This window comes from Bradyrhizobium sp. CCBAU 45394, assembly GCF_028128655.1.
GTDB lineage: Bacteria > Pseudomonadota > Alphaproteobacteria > Rhizobiales > Xanthobacteraceae > Bradyrhizobium > Bradyrhizobium diazoefficiens.
Map to the genome: position 1 here is coordinate 156600 of NZ_LBIX01000165.1, position 22342 is coordinate 178941.

Below are 22342 nucleotides of genomic sequence, written 5' to 3' on the forward strand. Positions count from 1 at the left end.
AGATTGCAAAAAAGCCCGCGCCAAATCGCGGCTTCTGTGATTCCATTGGGGCATGGGTGACGCTCCCGAGAAGCTACCAGAAGACATTGAGGCGCTGCAGGCGGCTTTGCTGGCAGCGCGCGCCGAACTTGCCAGCGTTCGTGCCGAACAGTCTGACGACCAGGCGCTGATCGCTCACCTGAAGCTGCAGATCGAAAAGCTGAACCGTGATCGTTATGGCCCTCGCTCGGAGCGTACCGCGCGGCTGTTGGACCAGCTCGAACCGACGCTGGAGGAGCTCGAGGCCTCCGCGACCGAGGATGAACTGGCCGCCGCCGAAATGTCTGCGGCCAAGACTACGAAGGTAGCCTCGTTCACGCGCAAGCGACCATCGCGCCAGCCGTTCCCGGAGCATCTACTCCGCGAGCGCATGATCGTCTCAGGGCCGACGTCGTGCGCCTGCTGCGGCGGCTCGCGATTGTCCAAGCTCGGCGAGGACATCACCGAGACGCTGGAGGTGATCCCAAAATCCTGGAAGGTGATCCAGCACGTCCGGGAGAAGTTTAGCTGCCGGGACTGCGAGAAGATCAGTCAGGCCCCGGCGCCGTTCCATGTGATTGCCCGCGGCTGGGCGGGGCCAAGCTTGCTGGCGATGGTGCTGTTCGAGAAGTTCGGCCAGCACCAGCCGCTGAACCGGCTGGCCGAACGCTATGCCAAGGAAGGCGTACCGATCAGCCTGTCGACCCTCGCTGACCAGGTCGGCGGTTGTACGGCCGCGTTGATGCCCTTGTTCCTGCGCCTCGAGGCCCATGTGCTGAGCGCCGAGCGATTGCATGGGGACGACACTACGGTGCCGGTCCTGGCCAAAGGCAAGACCGACACCGGCCGTATTTGGGTCTACGTGCGCGACGACAAACCTTTTGGCGGGCAGGCCCCACCCGGGGCAGTATTTTATTACTCACGCGATCGCGCCGGCGAGCATCCCCAAGCCCACCTGGCCGGCTACAGCGGCATCTTCCAGGCCGACGCCTATGGCGGCTATGGCAAGCTTTACAACCCGGGCCGCAACGCGGGTCCGATCCTGGAAGCCGCGTGCTGGGTCCATGCCAGACGGCCCTTCTTCGTGATGGCTGATCTGGCGGAGAATGCGCGCCGCAAGGTGCAGGGTAAAAAGCCAGCGGTGATCTCGCCTTTGGCGCTGGAAGCAGTCCGCCGGATCGACGCCTTGTTCGAGATCGAACGAGGCATCAACGGCGAGACGCCCGAACGGCGCTGGGCCGTCCGCCAGGAGCTCAGCGCGCCGCTGGTGGCCGATCTGGAGGCCTGGATGCGTGAGCAACGCGCCAAGCTCTCCCGGCGCAACGATGTCGCCAAGGCGATGGACTATATGCTCAAGCGCTGGACCGCGTTCACCCGCTTCCTGGACGACGGCCGTATCTGCTTGTCGAACAACGCCGCCGAACGAGCCCTGCGTGGCATCGCCCTGGGTCGGAAGTCGTGGCTGTTCTGCGGCTCCGACCGTGGTGGCGACCGCGCCGCGATGATGTATAGCCTGATCGTCACCGCCAAAATGAACGACCTGGATCCACAAGCCTGGATCGCTGATGTCCTGGCGCGCATCGCTGCACATCCAGTCCAACTCATCGACGAACTGCTGCCCTGGAATTGGCGAGACCAAAATAAGAAAGTCAATCAGGCAGCCTGAGTGACCGCCCCGCGGTCCTCACCGGATGCTTACTGCGCGCGCTCTTGTCGAGCCACATCTGATCATCCAAAAACTGTATGACTTGGCCGGTTCGGCCCGCGTCGAAACCCGCACGGCGGATGGAACAATTGCCCCATGCCGTGCTTATGGCCCACCCGAACTGCGCAACCATCCGAAAGTGCTGGAGGATCCGCTAGCGACACGGGATAATCCGACCTGCGATATATCTGGAGCTATTCAGAATGATATCGAGGTCGACCATGGAAACTCTTCAGGCCAGCCAATGTCCTATGGAACGGACGCCATCATCAGCCGACAGAGGCCCACGATGTCATAAACGGGCAACCTCGTAATACGACGAATTGCTGGCGCGACGATCGGGAACGCAGCGCATTCGAGCAGGATGACCGCGATCTCCGGGTGCGCATCGCGGAGCCGCGCAATGCAGCTGGCTACGTCGGCTTCGACTGCAGCCACATCGGTTGGAGGTGCTGGACGCTTTAGCTCGTCATGCCAAAACTTACCGCCTTCGATGCCACCGATTACAACCCTCGCCCCTTCGTCCGGACGATCGAGCCCGAGTAGATCTTCGCCGCAACACTTGGAGTCGTAGGTTAGAACAGCAAGCTTGGCCAGTGGCGGCAAGTGCCGGAGCAAAGTCGGTAACAACAGCAGGCTAGACATGCCGACTGGTACATTTACCGACGCGGCTATCGCTGCCTGATGTCTGATAGAAAATCCACAAGTCGAGCTGATTGCGACGGCACCTCGTTCTGCCAGGCGCCGTGCGGCTGCAATGAAAGCCGGCTCGAGTGCTGGGTCACCGCGTACAACGTTCTCGACCCAGGCACCTTCGACCGTCTCGTAGACCACGGGAAAGTCGAAGCTAGCTGGATTAAGCATCGAGCCCAACGGCGGCGTCGGCGGCGTGGCACCCGGTTGCAGCCCGCGTTCGAGCTTAAGAATTCCCAGTGAGGGTGGAGCTTGTGATGTCATGGATTAAACATAGCCCGCTTCATGGCCCGAATCCCATCCGTGCACCCCTCCCGCAGCCGGAATTCTGCAAAAATACGCCAAACTCGAGCCTTCCCGGCGATCAGCGACACACGGCTCGATGCTGCTTTCCACCATAAACTCTTGTCTCATTCGAACTGATCTTTTTCGAATAGCTCGGAAACGCATACACCCGGCGGATCGATTGGTAATAGCCACCAGTAGCGACACGGCAATCGTGCCGTGCCTCTTGGTTCAGATCAAATCTGCCGCAAAAGGTGCTTATGAGGCGACGGCGATTAATCCAAAATCAGCACGACAAAGTAAGCTATATCGTTTGGAGGCTTCTCGCCCGGAGCTATGGCTCGCCTCCGCCTCTGGCCATCCCTCATGTGATCCATCGCACATTCGACCGAGATCCGAGCCAGTTATGCCTATTTTTCGCAACTCGCTGCCTCGTACTCCGCGCTGACATTGGTTGAGCGCGAAAAAATACGCATGATCAATTAGGCCGCGGGTCCTTTCAGCCAGCGTCGTGACAATTTCACCCAGTATGTCGATCCGAGCGCAAGTATTTCGTCGTTGAAATCGTAACTGGTGTTGTGAAGAGCGCATGGACCCGGCCCGTGGCCCCTCTCGCGGTGCTCCCCATCTCCAGCTCCCAAAAATGCGAAGGCGCCAGGGCGTGCCTGTAGCATGTACGCGAAATCCTCGGATCCCATTGTCGGTACAACGTCTGTGTCTACTTTCGCTTCGTCGACAATCGATTTCATTACTTCCGCTGCAAAGCGTGTTTCAGCCGACGTGTTCACCGTGGGAGGATAGCGCTTGATTACTAGCTCGGCCCTGCATTCCTGTGCCCCGGCAATATTTTGAACGATCGTACGCATCCTGGACTCAATTAGGTCCAATGTCTTTTCGTTGAATGCTCTTATGGTGCCGGCAAGCATAGCTGTATCTGGGATTATGTTTCTTGCCTCGCCCCCATTGAATTGAGTGACAGACAGTACTGCCCTATCCATTGGATTCTTGTTGCGGGTGATGATGCTTTGGAGCGCTGCGACGATCTGTGAGCCAGTCAAGATGGGATCCTTTCCGTCTTGCGGAAAGGCGGCGTGTGCGCCGACGCCAATGATCTGAATGTCAAAATTGGTGCAGCCGGCTAAAATCGGACCTGGCCTAAGGCCGAAGCTATTTACGGGGAGACCTGGCCAATTATGCAAACCGAAAACTGCGTCGACCGGAAATTGCCTGAAGATGCCCTCATCTACCATTACCTTCGCGCCCGAGCCATTTTCCTCTGCCGGAGAGAAGATGAACACTATTGTGCCATTGATATCTCGCGTACGTGCCAAATGGCGGGCGGCCCCCAGCAACATCGCCATGTGACCGTCGTGACCGCAAGCATGCATTTTTCCGGGATATTGCGATCGGTGCGCGAATGTATTGAGTTCCTGCATAGGCAGGGCATCCATATCCGCACGCAATCCGATAGAGCGTTTTCCGTCACCGACCCGTAACACTCCAACCACACCCGTGCGACCGAATCCGCGGTGCACCTCGATGCCATATCCTTTCAATGTCTTGGCAATGAGATCAGATGTTTCTGTCTCCTCGAAAGCGAGCTCTGGATGAGCATGGAACCAGCGTCGCAATGCCCTCGTTTCTTCTTCAGCGGCCTTTATCTCTGGTATGGTTTGCATTCACAAACTCCGGTGGAGGTGGTCTGCACTTGTGGTCTGGTCTTATTCCCACCGACGACGTTCAATTCGAGCAGCGGACGCGGCATGCGCGGACTTCAACTGAGAACAGCTGGGTCTGCGTGTACGGTAAAGAAGTTAGCGACACCGGAAGACTGATTTGTGCGAAAAATCGCATGCCGGCGCTCTAATCCCGTCTCAAGGCGCACTTCTTCAGCGGATTTGCGCCCACATGTGACTGATCAGCCAATCGGATGACACTGCAACTGTCAGTAAGAACGAAGCCTCGTCGGTTCCTCCGAATGGAAGCGTCGTCTACGCAACTGCTGCTGCGAAGAAAATATGTTACCTCATCGTCTGCGTTGACTCGGGATTTCTGTCCCCTGCTGAGGAGCGTTCACAGGACTTTTCCGGGGTTCATGATGCCGAGAGGATCGAGCATGGCCTTGATTGACCGCATCAGATCGATCGCGGTCTTGTCTTTTGCGTCAGGCAGTTGGTCGCGCTTGAGCACGCCGATGCCGTGCTCGGCCGAGATCGAGCCGCCCATGCGCAGCACGATCGCGAACACCACCGCGTTCATCTCGTGCCAGCGCGCCAGATAATCCGCGCTGTTGGCGCCGATCGGCTGGCTGACATTGTAGTGCAGATTGCCGTCGCCGAGATGGCCGAACGGCACCGGCCGCGCGCCCGGGATCAGCTTCACCACCGCTTCATTGGCCTCGTCGATGAAGGCGGGCACGGCAGCGATCGGCACGGAAATGTCGTGCTTGATCGAACCGCCCTCCGGCTTCTGCGCCGACGACATCTCTTCGCGCAGCTTCCAGAAGCCGTTGCGCTGGGTGAGGTTGGCCGCGATCACGGCGTCGTCGACGATTTCTTCTTCCATCGCGCGGGCCAGGATCGTCTCCAGCGGGGTGCGGGCGTCGTCGCCGGGGGAGGACAATTCCATCAGCACGTACCAGGGATGCTTCTCGGCGAGCGGATCACGCACGTCGATGCCGTGGCGGACCGAGAAGTCGACCGCCATCTCCGACAGCAGCTCGAAGCTCGTCAGCGCATTCGCAGCCTCGCCTTGTGCGATCGTGAGCAGCTTCAGCGCCGCCGCCGGCGACTTCAGGCCGACATAGGCGGTCTCGATCGCCCGCGGTTTCGGAAACAGCTTGAGCGTCGCCGCGGTGATGATGCCGAGCGTACCTTCCGCGCCGATGAAGAGATTGTGCAGATTGTAGCCGGTGTTGTCTTTTTTCAGCTTCGACAAGGAATTGAGCACGCGCCCGTCGGCCAGCACCACCTCGAGCCCCAGCGCCATCTCGCGCGCGACGCCATAGGCGAGCGCCGCCGTGCCGCCGGCATTGGTCGAGAGATTGCCGCCGATGGTGCAACTGCCTTCCGCACCGAGCGACAGCGGAAACAGCCGGTCCACGTCCGACGCCTTCTGCTGCGCGATCTGCAGCACCACGCCGGCCTCGCAGGTCATGGTGTTGGAAGCGGTGTCGACCTCGCGGATCTCATTGAGCCGGCGCAGCGAGACCACGACCTCGCCATTGTGCGGGGTCTGGCCGCCGACGAGCCCGGTGTTGCCGCCCTGCGGCACCAGCGCGATCCTGTGCTCGGAGGCAAGCTTGCAGATGTCGGAGACTTCCGCCGTCGAGCCAGGGCGCAGCACCAGCGGCGAGCGGCCGTGGAACAGGTTGCGCTCCTCGGTGACGTAGGCCTCGATGTCGGCCGCGTCGGTGACCGCATATTTGGCGCCCACGATGGCGCGAAATTTCTCGATCAACTCCGGCAGAAGCGGCGCTGCGGGAAACATACTAATAGTCACGACTTTTCCTTCGAAGCGGCACCGACACGTACGGTTGTCGGCAACAACACAATTGCCAAAATGCGGCGTTTGATGAATGAGTGGAAATGGACTCAGCCGGCAAGTCGTCCGCCCAACTGGTCCGCCTGTGCCACTGAACCGATGAAGCAGAGCACAAGGCAATTTTCACCTAGGAAGGGCGACGGAGGTTGCGAGCGCTTCCTTTCAATTCCTTTCGCTTAAGCGCTTCCGCTTAGGCCGGCCGCGCGGCACTGCCGGTCGCCTCAATGTCGGTGAACAAGTCGGCTTAGCGGCACCGGCGTGCGCTTGTCGAAAAGACCAGACACAGCCAGTGAAATCGTCAAAAGCTAAACGACGGTTCAAACAACTCAATGACCGCATCAGGCCGGTTCTTGGCATTCAGCGCGCCTCAATAGCCGCGCCCCATGTCCACGGCGTTCCTCATCGGCTCGTTCTTCAGGAAGTGGCCGATGTTGTCGCCAAAGATGGAGAACACCCGCTCTGTATAATTCGTTGGACTTCCCGCCACATGAGGTGTCGCAATCACGTTTGGCATATCCCATAGCGGGCTTTCCTGGGACAGCGGTTCGTGCTCGAAGACGTCGAGCATCGCTCCGGCGATTGCACGCGTCTGAAGCGCCTTGATCAGTTCTGCTTCCACCACGACGTTACCCCGGGCGATATTAACGAGAAAGGCATCCCGCCGCATGCGTGCGAGTTCCGCTGCGCCGACGAGACCAATTGTGTCTGCCGTTGCCGGCACGGCCAGAACCACAAAGTCGCAGAGCGGAAGCAAATCTGCGAGCGCGTCCGAAGCGAACAAGTGGTCGACACCCTCGACCGGTACGGAGGTATCTCGTTTTGAACCTACGACCGTCATCCCAGCGTTCTTGGCGCGGCGTGCGATGGTCGCTCCGATGGAGCCCAGTCCGACCACTCCGAGGGTCTTCTCGGCCAGGGGCGCCACATAACGCGGGTTCCACTTTCGCTCGGCCTGCTCTTGCAAGAACCTCCGGAAATCCCAATGCAGCATCGTTACGCCGGCCATGACAAAGTCCGTGATGATATCACCGTGAATTCCGCGCGCATTGGTGACCGTAATGTGACCGGCCCTATCGCGGATCGGCAACATTGAATCGACCCCGGCATTGGTACATTGAAACCAGCGCAATTTCTTCGCCTTATCGAACAACTCGACAGGAAAGCGAGACGCAAGCAATGCATCTGCCTCGCTTATGTAGCGCTCCAGGCGTTCGGGATCGGGCGCGCTGATTGCGCGAACCTGCGGGAAACGCTCTCCTATGAGTCGAGCGTAGGTTTCCGCAGCAGGATGGTTAAGCAGGACGGTGAGTGCAGGACCATTAGCGGCCATTTTGATCTCCGAAGCTCGACGAGAGTTGATGCGCAGTTGTTGCCGTGCGTCGCGCAGTATTCGGCGTGCTCATGGCGCCGTAACGCATCTTTGGTTCAACCTCGCAAAGTTATATCGACAATTTAGCCCTTCAGAACGCTTGCGTCGTTCGCGGCCCAGGAGGCAACACACGCATCGCCGATCGCGGGTAGTGATTCAGCTGTAATGTTGAGGACTTTCGACGTTAGCTGCAATCCATAGTCGGTGCGAAACTCGATGATGGTCGCATCACCAACGAACGTCATATCGACGATGCGCCCCTGAACTCCTCTTGCGCTCTCGACGGCTTTGTCGAGGCGCAAATGTTCGGGGCGTACACAAAGCGTCGCATCCGTATCCGCCTCAGGTCGCTGATCGGCAGCCAAGTTCTCACCACCAGGACCGTGAATGACGCCAGACCTGAGCTTGACGGGGATAAGATTCACCTCACCCACAAAACTGGCCACAAATAGATCGGCTGGCCTGCGATAGATGTCCTGCGGTGCGGAAACCTGCCGTATTCGTCCCTCATGCATCACTGCTATACGATCGGACATGGCGAGCGCCTCATCCTGATCATGGGTGACATAGATCATCGTCTTGCCGACTTCCTTATGCAAGGTCTTGATCTCATTCCTGAGATGCTGGCGCAGCTTTCTGTCGAGCGCACCGAGGGGTTCGTCGAGAAGCAGGACGGGCGGCTCGAACACCATTGCTCTGGCAATCGCCACTCTCTGCTGTTGACCGCCAGACATTTGGTGTGGGTACCGGGATGCGAAGGCACTCAGGTGCACCTGGTCAAGCACGCGGTGCACGCGGGCTTCGACCTCCGCCTTAGGCATACGTCGCATACGAAGGGGATATGCGATATTCTCGGCGACGGTCATATGCGGGAAGAGAGCGTAGTTTTGGAAGATGACGCCGAGTTCGCGACGGTGGGGCGGCAGTCGCGTGATATCCTCGTCATCCAACAAAATCTGACCGCTGTCCGGCATCTCGAAACCAGCGATCATCATCAGAGTTGTCGTCTTTCCTGATCCGCTTGGGCCTAGTAACGAGATGAACTCTCCAGGCGATATCGAAAGGCTGACACCATCGACGGCTGTTGCGCGACCGTACCGTTTGTGCAGGCTATGCAGCACAATGCCTCCGGTCTTCAAATCAGTGCTGGTCAACCCGGCTTTCATCAGCATTTCGGCTCCAATTGGTGCTCTGCGCTCTGTTCGCTGTTAACGTACTCTCGTAGCCTCAGACGCTTTTTCTGCGCCGCAGCAGGGCACTGACGACGATAACAGTCGCGGCCAATAGTACCTGCAGCGTAGCCACCGCCGAAATGGTGGGATCGACGCCCTGCGAGATGCTCTGCCACATCAGCATAGGCAGAGTGGTGATCACTCCGATGCCGAGGAACAGTACGTACACGACATCGTCGAAAGAGTGCAGGAATGCAAAGAATGCAGCCACGATGAAGGCTGGCGTAATCAGTGGAATGATGATCGTACGAAATGTAGCCGCTGGCCCTGCGCCAAGGCTGCGAGCCGCCCGCTCGTAGGCAGGGTTGAGGTCTCGGAGATTCGCGACAATAAGGACCACCACGTAGGGGATCGAGTAGACTGCTTCGCCAAGAGCCAGTCCGAACTCAGTGCCCTGAAGTCCTACTCGAGCGAGCAGGAAATAGGTGGCAATCGCCACCACGATGGTCGGCAAAATGATAGGGGAAAGCACGAGAGCAACTATTGCTCCGCGACCGGGTACGCGGCCGCGCGCAAGACCGAAAGCAAGTGTCGCCCCGAGGACAATTGCCATGGAGGTCGCCATCAGCGCGACGCGTATGCTTGTAAATGTCGCATTTATCCATCCCGTATCGGAGATAAACACCTGATAATTGTGGAGCGAATAACCTGGCGCGGGGAACTCGAAAAAAGCGGAGGAGCTGAACGAGAGATAGACCACGACCAGTATCGGTAAGAGAAGAAGCGCTCCCAGCAGGGACGAAACGATGGATACACTACACCCTCCCAGAGAGGGCAGCCAGCGGTCGAGAACATTAGCCGCGGAGCCAATATGCATCAGCCACTGCTTTCGCATGCGGGGATTGGCAACGGTTTCCCGACCTTCTTTGTCGTCGGACAACCCCAAAAGCTGATTGACTGGAAAGAAGCGGGATCCAACCCACAGAGTCGCCAGCACCGAGACAAGAAGTACGATTGATAACGCGGATCCGGAGCCCCAGTTAAGATGATCAACCACCTCGCTATAGATCTGCATCGTGATGGTGAAATCAGACAAGCTACCGAGGAGTGCCGGCGTGATGTAAAAGCCAAGGCAATTGACAAACACGAGCAGCACTGCGGCCATCACGCCCGGTAAGCTGAGCGGCAGGAAAACCGTCAAGAAAGCAGCAATCGGGCTCGCACCGTTCGATCTGGCGGCGCGTAGAAGCTTTTGATCAATACTCGACATGACAGTGTACATAGGAAGGATCATGAGTGGCATGACTATTTGGGTCATGCCAATGATCACGCTTGCGCGGTTGTAGAGCATTGAAATTGGTTGGGAGATTAGGCCGAGCTTGAGCAGGAGATCATTGATAATCCCGCCGCGCCCAAGCAGAACGATCCACGCAAAAGTGCGAACCAATACGCTCGTGAAGTACGGCAACACAACTGCAATGAGAAGGAATGTGCGCAGGCTCGATGATTTGCTCGTCGTCAACGAGTAGGCGATCGGGTAGCCAAGCACCAAGGCCAGCGCGGTCACTGAAAGGCTTATCTGTAACGTGGTGCGCAATACGGCCAGGTAAACCGGATCCCCACCGATTCGTACAAAACGCGCGAGGGTCCAATTGGGCATTCCGAGCGAGAGCATCAGGAGCCCGGCGAGCGGCACGAGAAAGAGCAGCGCAAGGAAGAAGCCGCCCGGAAGCAGGAGCCAAGCCCATGGCGTGGGCCCGGTCGAGTGCGCAGCTACTGAGGGCTCTGACGTGACGTTGCCTGTCGAGAGGATCACTGTACGCGCCATGCCAGCCACCGATCTCCAATGTGCTCGAGATTGGTCTTACCATCGGGACGCTTGGCCGCGAGCCAAGCAGAATCCTCGTGCAACACTTTGGAGGAATTTTCAGGATTGATGCTGAGCAACGGAACCTGATCAGAGGGCAAATGGTCGAGCTGATTTATGTTCGGGCCGGGATATCCTGTTCCTATCGTGAAGTCAGCAGCAACTGCTGCTCGATTTACGAACGCAATCAGCTTCTGCGCATTCTCACTGTTCGGGCCCCCTTTCAGAACTGTCCAATACGTGTAGTTCACGTATGCTCCATCCCACATCATCTGAATGGGGGCACCTTGGCGAATTGCGCTGATCGCACGACCGTCGAAGCAACTCGACATTGCGATCTCCCGGTTGAGAAGCAATTGAGGCGCTTCGCTGCCCGCACTCCACCATTTGGTGATGTGCGGCCTGATTTCGTCGAACTTCTTAAGGGCCCTATCGATCTTGTCGTCGGTAAGCGGCCAAATATCAGATTTCGGCATCCCATCGGCGAGCAACGCGAACACGATGTTGTTTTTTGCATTGGCCGGCAACTGAGTGAGACCGCGGGGGCCAGGAAAGGCCTTGACGTTCCAGAAGTCTCCCCAGCTTTTTGGGCCATTGTTTCCAAACGCCCGCTTATCGTAGGCCAATGTCATGGCAGATGCGATCACCGGGACCGCGCTTTTGAGACGAGCCGATTGCTCTGTCCCCTTTATGGATTCAGCATCCCAAAGGTTATAAATGATCGGAAGAAACATGCCAGCTTCGTCCATCGATGGAAAGGTTGATGCCTGTATGAAGGCCGTATCCCAATCGACACGTCCGGCTTGGTTCATCGCCTTGACCTGAGGCTCGGCAACATCGGCAACGACGTCGACCACCTTGATCCCGGTTGCTTGGGTAAAGGGCTCGTAGACATATTTTCGAATACCCTTGGTAAACAGACCGCCCCACGAGAACGCGATGACTTGGCCACTGCCGGCGAGCTTGTCCTGCGCAAAGGCAACTGTCGATCGCGCGAGTGCGGGAATAGCCATCGCGGCGGCGGCGGCACGAAGCATGCTCCGGCGGCTAAAGCCGGACGGTTGATGTTTGAATAAGTCGCTCATAGCTTCCCCTTCCTGGTTTCGTTCCGAGAATACCGCTACGAGGGAACGTATCCGCCCTCGGGAACGGACCTATGCCTTCAGTCAAAGTTGGCTCCGAGAGCGCTTGCCAAGGCGCTTCCCGAAGCGAACGGGATACGGGCGCGCACATCGCAATTGAGCGAGGTGTCGGTTCTGGAAGGCGCGCAAAGCGCTGCACTTGCGCGCCTTTGATTCCCATCTCCTACGTCCGCCGCTGCGCGAAAGCATACGCCAAAGATTTATTGAGCATAGGGAAGTCTTGATATGAAAACCTGCGATGGGAGGGGAAAATGATCCTCAATTCTTCAACTATCTGACGAAAGTTGATGTTTTCCTGCACAATTGTAGCACCGCCGGGACGCAATTAGCTGCGTACAAATCGCGGGCATCCGCGGACTGCATTAGGCAATCTTAGGCGGCCAAACTCGATCGAAAAGAATGAACGATTTCTGACCCGCAAAGCATACCGACAGGCCCCATACAAACGCAGGGCAATCGCATGTGACCTTGAAAAGCTGTTCGGGACGGAATCGGACGGTGAACGAAGTGGAATCGGATCGCGAACGTTCGCATCGTTTTCTGTCGGTTTATCCGAATTTTTGGCCGCATGCGTTGCCCTGCATACAAACGGGCAATAGCGGGATCGTAGGAACGCTGCTGATTAGGGACCAAGAACCTGCGACCTGATATCCGGCAGATCTTTTGGTTCTGATGACGGAGCCGCACTGAACGCGAGCTTCTGCTTTAACCAACCGAAGATGCAATCGTCCAAAGTCACGAAGTTTTCGATGCATCCGCCAGAGCTTTTGATCATCCGCGGCATAGCCAGATCCAGATCAATGCGTTCTTCAATACACTCGGTCTGCAGTTTCATCGCCTCCGACACGCTAACAAAGCCCCGCCCGCCCGTGACCACGAGAACTGGGCATCGCAATCGTCGCATCAATTGCGTGCGATGTGCCGTGACTCTCCCCTGCTCCGGCGCGTCTGCAACTCCAGTCATCCAGCCGACAGACGCTCGCATGCGGGTCCAATTCCAAAGGCCTCCATCACAAACCACCGCAGCAAGACGTCGATCAGAGGCCGCGAAGTCAGTAGCCAACGCAGCGGACATTCCTTCTCCATAAACGCCGATCCGAGCGGCGTCGACGCCGGGACGAGCAGAGAGGTAGTCCAAGCAGGACGACAACAAAGCTTGCGAAAGACCCCACGCGGGATTTGAGACGTCGCGGTGAGATACGACGAGGAGCGACATGCCCCGATCAATCACCGCCGGCAGAAGCCTTGCAAGCAAGGTGGTTTCTGACTCGTCTTCCATACTAATGCAAATGACTGCGGGTGTAGGCAGACGATCATTACCCGCAGGAACATAATAGGCTAGAAGCTCGGTGTAATCGCAGCTTGCAATCTTTACTCGCTCGACTTTCGCCAGGGCGACCTCAAGGCATTGAATTCCAGCTTCAATCTTGGCTGTCACTTCCCCGCATTGAGGATCGTTCTCGTCAAGCAGTCGCCTGGCCACTTCAAAAGCAGTTAGCGCACAAAGTCGCGCCTCGGCCGCCTCGTTGCTGTCGCCTTTCCCTGCCTTCAGATCACCGACGCGACATTGTTCTTCGCCGATTTTTGTCCACTTGATGATCCAGCTCTGGCGAGCTACAGGTCCCCGGCTTTCCTCGCCACTTAAATTGTCTAGAAACGCTGCCGCGCGTCGCCTTACTGTCGCGAGATCGCCCCCTTTATGACTGCAAGCAGCGTACTCCATGCAATTGGTCCCCCTCGGCGCTGACCCTCACATTTGCGCGAGGTTCGTCAGCTAGTTCATTCCCGTATGGAGAGGCAGGAGCCACAGCGACTGTATCGGCAGAGAGGCGGCTTTGCTCATCCCAATTTTTCAAAAATATTACGGGACGACTAAAGTCGAAGTTCCTCAATATAGCCCTTTGCAAATTCTAAATTCTGCGCCTGACGGCGGAAACCTGCATGTTTTCGTTGGACTCTTTCGCCGGGTGAAACCGGATGAGCTTATGACCTCTGAACAAGCCTCATCTTAACGAGAACCGCGTGGGCGGCCTTAGCAAGGATAGTGGTCTAACGCACATCGCTATGTGGACCCTGGCCGACCTGCCTGTCCAAGAACGAACAGACGGCGGGGTCCACATAGGAGCACATTTTTTAGTTGGGAGCCGGCTTACTTCGCGAGCTCATCCATGACTTGCTTAGTAGCCTTGTAAGCCAGATCAACGATCTCATCGATTTCGGCTTCGGATACGACAAGGGGAGGAGCAAATCCAAGGATGTCACCGTGCGGCATAGCTCGTGCAATTAGCCCCCGATCGCGAGCAGCCTTGGAAATTCGCGCTCCCACCTTGAGTTCTGGATCAAATCGGCGCTTCGTCTGACGGTCGGCGACAAACTCCACCGCGCCGAGCAAGCCCACGCCTCGAACTTCGCCTACGATCTCCAGCTGCGCGAATTTTTCCTTGAGCCGCTTCTGGAAATGCGCACCGACGGTCTTGGCGCGGTCGCTGAGACGCTCCTGCTCGACAATATCAAGGACCGCATTAGCAGCAGCTGCCGCAATCGGGTGGCCGGAATAGGTGTAGCCGTGTGAAAATGCTCCCACCCGATCCGCCGCCTCCTCCATCACGGCATATACCTTCTCGCCAACAATGGCAGCCGAGAGCGGGACGTAGCCGGATGTCAGGCCTTTTGCGACTGTGACAAGATCCGGTTCCATCTCGTAAAGCGTGCTGCCAAAATCAGCGCCGGTTCGACCGAACCCGCAAATAACCTCATCTGCGATCAGGAGAACGTCATAGCGCCTAAGCACGGCCTGAATTTCGCGCCAGTAGCCGGCAGGCGGGGGCGTGATCCCGCCCGTACCAAGCACTGGCTCGGCAATAAACGCCCCGATCGTTTCTGGACCCTCCTTAACGATTAGCTCTTCGAGTTCTGCCGCACGCCGACGAGAAAAGGATACCTCTGTTTCGCCTGGCTCAGCTCCCCAATAATGGTGCGGCGCGCCGGTATGCAAAATGCCCGGAAAGGGAAGATCCATATGATCATGATAGAACGACATGCCAGTCATTGACCCCGAAATGACCGAGCAGCCATGATAGCCTCGCTCGCGAGAGATAATCTTCTTCTTCTTAGGCTGACCGCGTAGATTGTTGTAGTACCAGACCAGTTTCGCCTGCGTTTCGTTCGCATCGGATCCGGACAGCCCGTAGAAAACCTTGCTGGGCTTACCAGGGGCCATGCGCACGAGACGGTCAGACAAAGTCGCTAGTTCTTCGGTCGTGTGCGCGGCATATGTGTGATAGTACGCCAATTTGTAAGCCTGCCGCGCAATGGCCTCGGCCACTTCGGTCCGGCCATATCCGATATTTACGCAGTACAGTCCCGCAAAACCATCGATGTAGCTATGTCCTTGCGCATCTTCAATGCGGATACCCTTTCCTCCCGTGACGATCGTCGGATCCCCCATCTTGCCAGTAGCGAAGTCCTTGAGCTGAGTGAAAGGATGGAGAACAGTTGCGCGATCTCGTTCGGCAATAGTTTTTATTTCGTTCATTTCGTTTCTCCTAAGCCGCCAAGTCGCCGAAGCACACGTACTTCAATTCCATATATTCCGCTAACCCATGCCGCGATCCTTCGCGGCCGAGTCCTGATTGCTTCCATCCGCCGAACGGGATAGGAGAACCCGTGAATGACGCCGTATTGACGCCGAGCATGCCGCATTCGACCTTCTCGGAAAGCCGGAGCGCACGACGTAAGTTGTCCGTGTAGACGTAGCCAGCCAATCCCATTTCGCTTGCATTAGCTCGAGCGACGACCTCTTCCTCAGAGTCGAACGGCATTATTGCGGCTACCGGTCCGAATGTTTCTTCGCGCGTTATGAGCATGTCTTCGGTGACTTGGCTGAGCAGAGTCGGAAGAACGAAGTTCGGACCCAAGCTTTCGTCTCTTTTCGCCGAAGTAACCCTCGCTCCCTTTTTCACCGCATCTTCGATCTGGATTCTGCACTTGTCGGCCACGGACAGCTTCGTCATCGGCCCGATATCCGTTGCTGGCTGCAGGCCATGGCCAACCTTGAGCTTAGCCATCGCCGTGCCGAACGCCTCGACGAAGGCCCCGTAGATTCCTCTTTGTACGTAGATACGATTTGCCGCCAAACAGTCTTGACCCGAGGTAGCAAACTTAGCGGCCATGGCCCCTTTGACAGCTTTATCAACATCGACGTCATCAAAGACGAGAAAGGGAGCGTGCCCTCCAAGTTCGAGCGACACCTTCTTTACGCTCTGGGCGGAACCTTCAAGAAGCAAGCGACCGACCTGGGTAGAGCCTGTGAATGAGAGAGCTCGCACTCTCGTGTCGCGCAAAAGAGGCGTCGAAAGCTCGATGGGATCACCTACGAGCGCTTGAAAGACGCCGGGCGGCACGCCCGCTTCCTCAGCCAACCTAGCCACAGCAAGAGCAGAGAGCGGCGTCTCCGGGGCAGGCTTCACAATAACCGGACAACCCGCCGCAAGAGCCGCGCCCGCCTTTCGCGTAATCATGGCGACGGGGAAATTCCATGGAGTTATAGCCGCCGCGACGCCGATCGGCTGCATCCGCACCTGAAGTAAGCTATCAGCCTTATGGCTGGGAATCGTCTCTCCGTAGGCGCGCTCGCCTTCTGCAGCGAACCAATCGAGAAAGGCAGCCCCGTACTCGATTTCGTGCCGGGCCTCAGCCAGCGGCTTGCCCTGCTCGCTCGTCACCAGAATCGCAAGCTCCTCCGAATGCTCGCGCATCAACGACGCCCAAGCCCTAAGGATTCCCCCGCGTCTTACCGGCAACAATCCCCGCCACGCAGAAAAGGATCGTTCGGCCGCCTCTATCGCGAGCGCGACATCCGCCGCACTGCAACGAGCAACCTCCGCAATCTGCTCGCCTGTAGCCGGATCAACCACCGCGTCTCTTTGGCCGCCCGAAATCCAGCGACCGTCAATTAGTGCGGCACCGGCGACAAAATCGCGGCGGCGCAGACCCCGAAGGCATGCTGCAGCGATCCCGACCATATCTGGACTTTTGGTCAGGGCAGTTTGAAAGGGCATTTGCGAAGTCCCGCGCGGTCGTTTGTTGAAATCCACCGAGTATTCAGGATACTAATGTCGCCAACAGATTTGCGTCGCATTTCGCGGCGACCCGCTAGGTTTCCTGCGTCGTGATGCCAATCTGTGACGAAATCCAGCCGGAGCCTCGATAATGCAATACGACCGAACTGACGCCCGCATCCTTGAGATTGTACAAAAGAACAACCGCCTGACCTCCGAAGTGATCGGCGAAATGGCCGGCCTTTCTGCAACGGCGTGTCAGCGACGACTGAAGAGACTTCGTTCGGAAGGGATCATCGAGGCCGACGTGTCGATCGTTTCGGCGAAAGCGGTGGGAAGGCCTATCCAAATGCTGGTCATGGTGACTCTGGAACGCGAGCGTTCGGACATCATCGACAAATTCAAGAAGGCTATCAAAGGGTCAGCTGAAGTCGTCAATGGATTTTACATCACTGGCGACGCTGACTTCGTCCTATATGTCACCTCGCGCACCATGGAAGATTACGAGCAGTTCACCCGCCGCTTCTTCTATGAGAACTCGGACATCAAAGGGTTCAAGACAATGGTGGTGATAGACCGCGTCAAATCGGGCTTTGCGATTCCAGTTGAAATTCCCGACGAGGAATGACGGGACAAGCTTGGCCTCTGGACGAGATCACACCACAAACGCGCTCATTTCTTAATTCACTAGCGTCGACAGCTCCTCTTTTTCACTGTCGTTGCTTGGAGTTCCAAGAAAAAATCCGGGCACAGAGCCGCTTCGCTGATGTTCGGCTGAAGCGACAGAGCCCCACGAGATCGTCACCACCAGTTGAAGAGCCTTTGTGGCCCAATGCGCGGCGCCAGCCGAACAGTGATCCATCCATGCTCACTCGCCGAATCTACGTTCGTGCGTTTTTTCATCGCTTACTCCCATATAACGCGCAAAATCTGCGCTTTCATCTGGTTACTCTACTGTGCTGTCGATACTTGAGGCGAGCAAAGTGTCTATCCGACCATTCGTCGAAAGAGGACCGGGACAACGAACATTCTATCGTTCGGTCGCGGACATTTCGCTCTCTGACGAGACGAGCCGATCTGCGGTAACGCCAGTCTCCGTCTGAGGATTGGCTGATGAACCCCACCTCGTCTGACTATCATTCAGTGTTGACGCGGTACGTGACCGGAATTAGTCGCTGAATTATCGCCACTGAGCGAGTTATGTCAGATATCACAGCGGCCAACTCTATTCAGTTGATTCGAGCCCTCGCGTCCGATCGACTGAGCGGCGCCTCTAACTCTATCAGATTAGTGAGGCGCGGCGGATCGCCGCCTTTGGGCCGCTGGTCCGAGAAGCGGCGCTTCGCGCACGCGCTACAAACAGCGTATTTTCCCGGCACATTTCCAAAAGCCTGCATCGACGATTTGGACTATGCACGTGGCAGACGCATTCTGAATTGCGTTTTGACACCACGGGCGGCCGACGCTAGCCAATTTTGGTCTGGACGCATGAAGGTAAGACAGAAACGGTATGACTGAAATGCCCAAGCCCCGGACGTTCAACGCCGAAGGCATTACCGCGCCGTTCCGACATGCCACCTTCCGTCGAATCTGGCTTGCAAGTTTGCTATCCAATGTTGGCGCCTTGATCCGCGGAGTGGGCGCGGCTTGGGCGATGACGCAGATGACATCGTCGGCAGACATGGTGGCACTTGTGCAGACCGCGCTGATGCTGCCGGTGATGCTGATCTCGATGCCGGCTGGCGCGATTGCTGACATGTATGACCGGCGGCGGATTATCCTGTTTTCGCTTGGGATCTGTTTGATAGGTGCGACCGCGTTGACAGCGCTCGCCTGGCTCGATCTGGTCACGCCAAATCTCCTGCTGGTATTGTGTTTTCTGGTGGGTAGTGGAGTGGCGCTATTAGATCCCGCTTGGCAGTCTTCGGTGAGCGAGCAAGTGCCGTCTGAAGCTCTGCCCGCCGCGGTGGCGTTAAATGGCATCAGCTACAATCTTGCGCGGAGCGTTGGGCCGGCGCTCGGCGGGATTGTCGTCGCAGCCGCCGGCGTAGTGGCAGCGTTTGCTATCAACGCTCTGTTGTATCTGCCACTGATGCTCGTTCTATTTCTGTGGAAGCGCGCCCCTGAGCCAACGCGTTTGCCGCCCGAAAGCCTCCATCGCGCTATCGTTTCGGGCGTTCGCTACATCATGAATGCGCCATCGATTAGGATCGTGTTGACTCGCGCGATGGCTATGGGCGTGTTCGGGGGCGCAATCATTGCTCTGATGCCGCTGGTCGCCCGCGATCTCCTGCACGGAGGCGCCGAAACCTATGGCATTATCCTCAGCGCCTTTGGTTTGGGCGCAGTGATTGGCGCGCTCAACATCACAGAGGTACGCAAGCGCATGACGGGGGAGGCCGCAGTTCGCGCCTGTGCTCTTTCGATGGGCGGTGCACTTGTGGCCGTCGCGATGAGTCGCCAGCCACTTCTGACGGCCGTCGCGCTAGTCCTGGCTGGAGCGGTGTGGATGATGGCGTGGGTACTTTTCAGCGTTGGCGTGCAATTGTCTGCGCCACGCTGGGTGACAGGGCGAGCGCTTGCGGCCTATCAGGCGGTCAGTTCTGGCGGGATTGCCGTGGGTAGCTGGGCGTGGGGCCATGTGACCGAGACCGCTGGGGTCGACGTGGCGCTGCTCTTGGCAGCGGCCTTGCTTCTTGCCTCTCCGCTGCTCGGGATATGGCTGCCCATGCCACGCGTCAGCGCGCGGGGGGAAGAACCTGGGATGCTCGAGGATCCCGAAGTGCGGCTGGCACTCACCGGACGCAGCGGTCCGCTTGTCGTAGAGATCGAATATCGAATCGCGCAGGAGAATGCACGCGCATTCCATAATTTGATGCAGGACATCCAACTCTTCCGTCAGCGTAACGGAGCCTATGGTTGGTCGATTGCCCGGGACATTGCGGATCCGGAACTATGGACAGAGCGTTATCACTGTCCAACGTGGCTCGACTATTTGCGCCAGCGCAACCGCGCGACTAAATCGGAGCGCGCGCTGGATGAGCGGGCAACTGCCTTACACATCGGTCAGGAGCCTGTGCGTGTCCGGCGCATGCTGGAGCGTCCGTTCGGATCCGTACGCTGGAAGGAAGACGCGCCCGATCGTGCCGCGGACCAGGACTTGCACAGCAAGCATGAACACGGTGCGGTGAGCTAGCCGCAAGAAAAGTCTGCAAAGAAGGTACGTCGGTGGCGCTGCAGATCGCATTACGCCTAGTCCCGAAGTCCCGACCCGCTCCGGGGAGATACCATGAACTCCGGCGGGAGCGAGGCGGCTCGGCTGCTGAAAAGAGCAAAGGATGAACTCTGCAAAAGGGTCCTCTGAAGCTTTCCTCAGCCGCTAGATGCCCTCGATTGCGTTTCCCCTACGGGGTCCTGAAAAAAGGGGGGCCCCCCCGAAGGAGTGGCCCGCCAAGTCAGGGAGGAAACGTCCCCAAGGGGACCTCTGGGATCAGGCCGCGGCCTGTTCGATCGGTGAGAAGGGCAGACCGAGACTCTCGGCAACGGCCTTATAAGTCAGCCGCCCGCGATAGACATTGAGGCCTGCGCGGAGATGCGGGTTTTCGAGCACCGCCGAAAAGCCCTTGTTGGCGAGCGCCAAACCAAAAGGCAGTGTGGCGTTGTTCAGCGCCTGGCTTGAGGTGAGCGGAACGGCTCCCGGCATGTTCGCGACGCAGTAGTGAATGACGCCATCCACCTCGTAAGTCGGATCTGCATGGGTTGTCGCGCGCGAAGTCTCAAAGCAGCCACCTTGATCAATGGCGACGTCAACAATGACCGAGCCCTTGCGCATCGAGCTCAACATTTTTCGGCTGACCAATTTCGGTGCGCTCGCTCCGGGCACAAGCACTGCGCCGATTACGACGTCTGCCGCAAATACCTCTTCCTCCACACTATCGATCGTCGAGAACCTCGTACGAACGCGTCCATGGAATAGTTCATCCAATTCGCGAAGCCGAGGTATCGAACGATCCAGGATCGTCACCTCGGCACCCAACCCTGCCGCCATGCGTGCCGCATGCGTACCCACTACGCCGCCACCGATGACTACGATACGAGCTGGCTGGACACCCGGTACGCCACCGATGAGGAGTCCGCGTCCGCCGCTATACCGCTTCAGGGCCGCACCGGCCGCCTCGATCGCCAGCCTGCCTGCGACCTCGCTCATCGGTGCGAGCAGCGGAAGGCCGCCCTGCGCATCGGTAACGGTCTCGTAAGCGACTGCCGTGCATCCAGACTTAATCAGCCCTTTGGCCTGCTCGGGGTCGGGCGCCAGATGCAGATAAGTGAAAAGGATCTGGTTTTCCCGCAGTTGCGTCCATTCGCTCGGCTGGGGCTCCTTCACCTTAACAATCATCTCGCTCGAAGCGAACACCTCACGAGCGGAGCTGGCGATCGTTGCACCAGCTTTGCGGTAGTTGTCGTCGCTGGCGCCGATGCCGGCACCGGCATTGGTCTCGACGAGCACGCTATGGCCGGCGACCACATATTCGCGGACGGCGCCGGGCGTCAGTCCCACGCGGTATTCGTGCGTCTTGATTTCCCTGGGAACGCCGACCTTCATTTGCGATCTCCTGATTAAGAGGTCATTTCTATCTGAAGAGCGCTGCAAAGCTGCGACGTAGACGGCGTAAGTTGCGCAGAAATTCAGCAATTGTCGCCGGGACGGCGCAGAATTCCAAACCAACAAGCCCGACGATTTGGTTATGACCTGAATCGGTACCTCAGCCAGCTTTGTCTGAAGGGCCTCGCTCACGAAGACCGCTTAATGCCGCCCTCGCGCGGATTGGCTTTCCCTTCGATTCTCGACGCGGTGGCAAACTGTATTCGATTTCGTTCGGAAGGCGCTCTCAGCCAATAAGTCTCGAACGGGTGCTTTAGAGCTTTTGGTACCGCAGTTCATGACGGGCATCGAGATTAGATAGCTATCTCAAGAGCCTCGCCTTCCTGCTTTTGCCGTATTGGCGGGCGACGCCTCGACCATGGAACACACTTAGCGGATAACAGGGTCATGACCTTTTGGATCGCACCGTAATTGACCGACCATTCTACGCCTGCCCAGAGAAAATTTGTTATGTCGGCTCACGCGGAGATTCAAAATGGCAAATGCCGTGAGGGATGTCGCTGATGCATCGCGCTTTTCAGAGATTTGTCGATCAACTGATCGAAAGCACAGACAGACATGCAGCTCAGCAGAGCATGTCCCACATCACTGCTACGTTAGATCTGTCGTGCTTTGCGTATAATGCGCTGCCCATCGGAATCGACGGTGCCTAGCTCGTCTCCGTCGCCATGTTTGATGCGTCGTCTTGCCGAAGACGAAGCAGTAATTCCGAGGGAACTTCTGACGGCGCGCGCAAAGAAGGCAACCAAAGTACCGACTGCTCGCACATGCAAGTGTCTCCCGGCGGACATTGCTGCGTCCATTGAATCCCGGCAAGCGTGGCAA

Annotated in this window: 14 protein-coding genes; 3 read left to right on the top strand and 11 right to left on the bottom strand. The window is 57.6% G+C overall.

What is annotated here, in order from left to right; translation table 11 throughout:
• The first annotated feature begins 52 nt into the window (after window positions 1-52).
• Window positions 53-1684, top strand: a complete 1632-nt coding sequence (gene tnpC, locus WN73_RS22935) for an IS66 family transposase (protein ID WP_271554952.1) — start codon at window positions 53-55, stop codon at window positions 1682-1684.
• A gap of 288 nt (window positions 1685-1972) precedes the next feature.
• Here tnpC and WN73_RS22940 read toward each other — a convergent pair whose 3' ends face one another.
• The 10 genes from WN73_RS22940 to WN73_RS22985 all read right to left on the bottom strand — a co-directional run bounded on the left by WN73_RS22940 (window position 1973) and on the right by WN73_RS22985 (window position 16818).
• Complete coding sequence (locus WN73_RS22940; RefSeq protein WP_271554954.1) at window positions 1973-2680, bottom strand: hypothetical protein; 708 nt, start codon at window positions 2678-2680, stop codon at window positions 1973-1975.
• Between the two features lie 503 nt (window positions 2681-3183).
• Window positions 3184-4380, bottom strand: a complete 1197-nt coding sequence (locus WN73_RS22945) for a M20 aminoacylase family protein (RefSeq protein WP_271554955.1) — start codon at window positions 4378-4380, stop codon at window positions 3184-3186.
• Window positions 4381-4774: 394 nt separating this feature from the next.
• Complete coding sequence (locus tag WN73_RS22950) at window positions 4775-6190, bottom strand: FAD-binding oxidoreductase (protein WP_271554981.1); 1416 nt, start codon at window positions 6188-6190, stop codon at window positions 4775-4777.
• 421 nt (window positions 6191-6611) lie between these two features.
• Entirely contained in the window at window positions 6612-7574 is a 963-nt protein-coding gene (locus WN73_RS22955) for a D-2-hydroxyacid dehydrogenase (RefSeq protein ID WP_271554957.1), read from the bottom strand.
• A gap of 122 nt (window positions 7575-7696) precedes the next feature.
• Window positions 7697-8785: an ABC transporter ATP-binding protein gene (locus WN73_RS22960; RefSeq protein ID WP_271554959.1), complete on the bottom strand. Its 1089-nt coding sequence runs from the start codon at window positions 8783-8785 to the stop codon at window positions 7697-7699.
• Between the two features lie 55 nt (window positions 8786-8840).
• Window positions 8841-10613, bottom strand: a complete 1773-nt coding sequence (locus WN73_RS22965; protein WP_271554961.1) for an ABC transporter permease subunit — start codon at window positions 10611-10613, stop codon at window positions 8841-8843.
• The gene (locus WN73_RS22970) at window positions 10598-11737 is read right to left on the bottom strand and encodes an ABC transporter substrate-binding protein (RefSeq protein WP_271554963.1); all 1140 of its coding nucleotides are present in this window, start codon (window positions 11735-11737) and stop codon (window positions 10598-10600) included. Before WN73_RS22970 ends, WN73_RS22965 begins: the two co-directional genes overlap by 16 nt.
• A gap of 679 nt (window positions 11738-12416) precedes the next feature.
• On the bottom strand, window positions 12417-13517 hold the full coding sequence (locus WN73_RS22975) for an alpha/beta hydrolase (RefSeq protein ID WP_271554965.1): 1101 nt from the start codon (window positions 13515-13517) through the stop codon (window positions 12417-12419).
• A gap of 426 nt (window positions 13518-13943) precedes the next feature.
• Window positions 13944-15329 carry an aminotransferase gene (locus WN73_RS22980; RefSeq protein WP_271554967.1) on the bottom strand — a complete coding sequence of 462 codons (1386 nt, stop codon included), beginning with the start codon at window positions 15327-15329 and terminating at the stop codon, window positions 13944-13946.
• A 10-nt stretch (window positions 15330-15339) separates the two neighbouring features.
• Window positions 15340-16818 carry an NAD-dependent succinate-semialdehyde dehydrogenase gene (locus tag WN73_RS22985; protein WP_271554982.1) on the bottom strand — a complete coding sequence of 493 codons (1479 nt, stop codon included), beginning with the start codon at window positions 16816-16818 and terminating at the stop codon, window positions 15340-15342.
• 187 nt (window positions 16819-17005) lie between these two features.
• Here WN73_RS22985 and WN73_RS22990 point away from each other — a divergent pair, with 187 nt between their 5' ends.
• Together WN73_RS22990 and WN73_RS22995 are read left to right on the top strand one after the other, a co-directional pair.
• Entirely contained in the window at window positions 17006-17482 is a 477-nt protein-coding gene (locus WN73_RS22990) for an Lrp/AsnC family transcriptional regulator (protein ID WP_271554969.1), read from the top strand.
• Window positions 17483-18364: 882 nt separating this feature from the next.
• On the top strand, window positions 18365-20050 hold the full coding sequence (locus WN73_RS22995) for an MFS transporter (protein WP_271554971.1): 1686 nt from the start codon (window positions 18365-18367) through the stop codon (window positions 20048-20050).
• Window positions 20051-20344: 294 nt separating this feature from the next.
• On the opposite strand, the gene ald is transcribed toward WN73_RS22995, so the two are convergent.
• On the bottom strand, window positions 20345-21457 hold the full coding sequence (gene ald / locus WN73_RS23000; RefSeq protein ID WP_271554973.1) for an alanine dehydrogenase: 1113 nt from the start codon (window positions 21455-21457) through the stop codon (window positions 20345-20347).
• Window positions 21458-22342 lie beyond the last annotated feature (885 nt).